Origin of the sequence: Methylobacterium sp. WL18 (assembly GCF_008040015.1) — a bacterium.
Lineage (GTDB): Bacteria > Pseudomonadota > Alphaproteobacteria > Rhizobiales > Beijerinckiaceae > Methylobacterium > Methylobacterium mesophilicum.
In genome coordinates, this window is sequence record NZ_VRVD01000646.1 from 1 (window position 1) to 2,645 (window position 2,645).

The following is a 2,645-nucleotide window of genomic DNA, read 5'->3' on the forward strand; positions in this document are numbered from 1 at the left end:
GCGGCGGCGCCGGATGCGGCACGCCCACGTCCTGAGCGGACGGGGCGTGCCGGCTCCTCACTCGGCCGCGTCGACGTAGAGCTTGCCGCCCTCGGCCAGGAACTCTTCCGATTTTGCCCGCATGCCGGCCTCGGCCTCGGCCTTGGACATCGCGGGTGCGGCGCCCACGACCGCGCCGGCCTCCTCCATCGCCAGCACCTCGGCGCGCAGGTCCTGCGTGATCTTCATCGAGCAGAACTTCGGCCCGCACATCGAGCAGAAATGCGCGACCTTGTGGGCGTCCTTGGGCAGGGTCTCGTCGTGGTAGCGGCGGGCCGTATCCGGATCGAGGCCCAGGTTGAACTGGTCCTCCCAGCGGAAGTCGAACCGGGCGCGGCTGAGCGCGTCGTCGCGCAGCTGGGCGGCCGGGTGGCCCTTGGCGAGGTCGGCGGCGTGGGCGGCGATCTTGTAGGTGATCACCCCGGTCTTCACGTCGTCGCGGTCCGGCAGCCCGAGGTGCTCCTTCGGGGTGACGTAGCAGAGCATCGCGGTGCCGAACCAGCCGATCATCGCGGCGCCGATGCCCGAGGTGATGTGGTCGTAGCCTGGGGCGATGTCGGTGGTCAGTGGGCCGAGGGTGTAGAACGGCGCCTCGCCGCATTCCCGCAGCTGCTTCTCCATGTTGACCTTGATCTTGTGCATCGGCACGTGGCCGGGGCCCTCGATCATCACCTGGCAGCCCTTGTCCCAGGCGATCTTGGTCAGTTCGCCCAGCGTCTCCAGCTCGCCGAACTGCGCGGCGTCATTGGCGTCGGCGATCGAGCCCGGGCGCAGACCGTCGCCCAGCGAGAACGACACGTCGTAGGCCCGCATGATGTCGCAGATCTCGTCGAAATGCTCGTACAGGAACGATTCCCGGTGCCCGGCCAGGCACCAGCGCGCCATGATCGAGCCGCCGCGGGAGACGATGCCGGTGACCCGCCGGGCGGTCAGCGGCACGTAGGCCAGCCGGACGCCGGCATGGATGGTGAAGTAGTCGATGCCCTGCTCGGCCTGCTCGATCAGCGTGTCCTTGAAGACCTCCCAGTCGAGCTTGAGCGGATCGCCGCCGACCTTCTCGAGCGCCTGGTAGATCGGCACCGTCCCGATCGGCACCGGGCTGTTGCGGATGATCCACGAGCGGATGTTGTGGATGTTGCGGCCGGTGGACAGGTCCATGACCGTGTCGGCGCCCCAGCGGATCGACCAGACCAGCTTTTCCACCTCCAACGCGGCCGACGACGTGACCGCCGAGTTGCCGATGTTGGCGTTGATCTTGACCAGAAAATTCCGGCCGATCGCCATCGGCTCCAGCTCGGTGTGGTTGATGTTGGCCGGGATGATCGCCCGGCCGCGGGCGATCTCGTCGCGCACGAATTCCGGGGTGATGAACGGCGGCACCGACGCACCGAAGCTCTCGCCGTCTGCGAGCGTGGCCTCGGCGCCCGCGAGCATCGCGTCGCGGCAGGCGTTCTCGCGGTGGGCGACGTAGATCATCTCCTCGGTGATGATCCCGGCTCGGGCGAACTCGTACTGCGTCACCATCTGGCCGGGGGCCGCCATGCGGATCGTCCGGGTGGCGGGGCAGGGCGCCACGAGCTTGTCGCCTGCGAAGCCGTTATCCTCCGGCTTCACCGCGCGGGGCTCCACCGCGGTGTAGCCGCGCGCCGCGATCCAGGGCTCGCGCACGCCGGGCAGGCCGGCGGTGAGGTCGATGCGGGCGTCGGTCTCGGTGTAGGGACCCGACGGATCGTAGACCCGCACCGGCTCCTCTTTCGGATCGGACAGGGCGATCTCGCGATACGGCACCCGGATGTCCGGCCGGCCGACCGGGTTCGCGTAGACCTTGCGCGACCCGGTGACCGGACCCGTGGTCACGGTCTCGGGGCTGCCTTTCACGTCCTTGGGCAGAACGGGTGCGTTCATCGTGGGCCTCTCCTCGTGTTGGAGCGCTCCGGACCACGCGATGGCTGAGATGAGATCCGGCCGCACGCACGCGGGCAGCCGCAGGTTCCCGTCCCTCCGCCGGTATGAGCCGGATCAGGTTCAAGGGTCAGGGCAGCATGCCCAATCTCAGCCCCCTTCAGGGCCCCCCTCGGAACGGTTCAAGACTCGGCCCCGGGGATGGGTTTGTCAATGCTGCGGCGAGGCGAGCGGATAAGAGGCCGGTGTTGTCCGGCGGGAGAAGCTCCGGTCGCCCAAAGCCGAGAGCCCTGTGTAGGGGCAGGGCCGCCCAACCACTCATCAAAGCCGCCCTGGGCCAAACAAACTTGGCTACGATGCCCATCTTTGAACCTTCAAGGAACGATGCGCATCCTGCTCCTGCTGCTGGCCGCCGTGGCGGTGCTGTACCTGGCTTGGCTCGTCGCCCTCGCGCTGTTCCAGCGGCGGCTGATCTACCCGGGCGCCGCCTGGAACGGGCAGCCCGCACGTATCCGGGTCGCCCCGCCCGGGACCGAAGAAGTCACTCTGGCGACGGAGGACGGCGAGCGGCTGTTCGCCCTGTGGCGGTCGCCGCGTCCCGGCTGCGGCATCGTGATCAGCTTCCACGGCAACGGCTCCCGGCCCGAGCCGCACGCGGACCGTTTCGCGGCCGATCCGTGGCGCGCGGCCGGCTGGGGCCTGCT

At 69.0% G+C, this 2,645-nt stretch carries 1 protein-coding gene, 1 pseudogene and 1 riboswitch; of the genes and pseudogenes, one reads left to right on the forward strand and one right to left on the reverse strand.

The annotated features are described in order from the left end of the window. Positions 1-57 precede the first annotated feature (57 nt). Entirely contained in the window at positions 58-1,944 is a 1,887-nt protein-coding gene (gene thiC, locus FV228_RS26340) for a phosphomethylpyrimidine synthase ThiC (RefSeq protein WP_147857230.1), read from the reverse strand. Positions 1,945-2,018: 74 nt separating this feature from the next. Then, positions 2,019-2,124, reverse strand: a riboswitch (TPP riboswitch). Positions 2,125-2,325: 201 nt separating this feature from the next. Between thiC and FV228_RS26345 the strand changes: the two are divergent. Further along, a pseudogene (locus FV228_RS26345) lies at positions 2,326-2,645 on the forward strand (alpha/beta hydrolase); the annotation flags it as partial.

Coding starts and splice junctions, on each gene's coding strand:
- thiC (WP_147857230.1), bottom strand. CDS start 1,944: ATGAACGCACCCGTTCTGCCCAAGGACGTGAAAGGCAGCCCCGAGACC.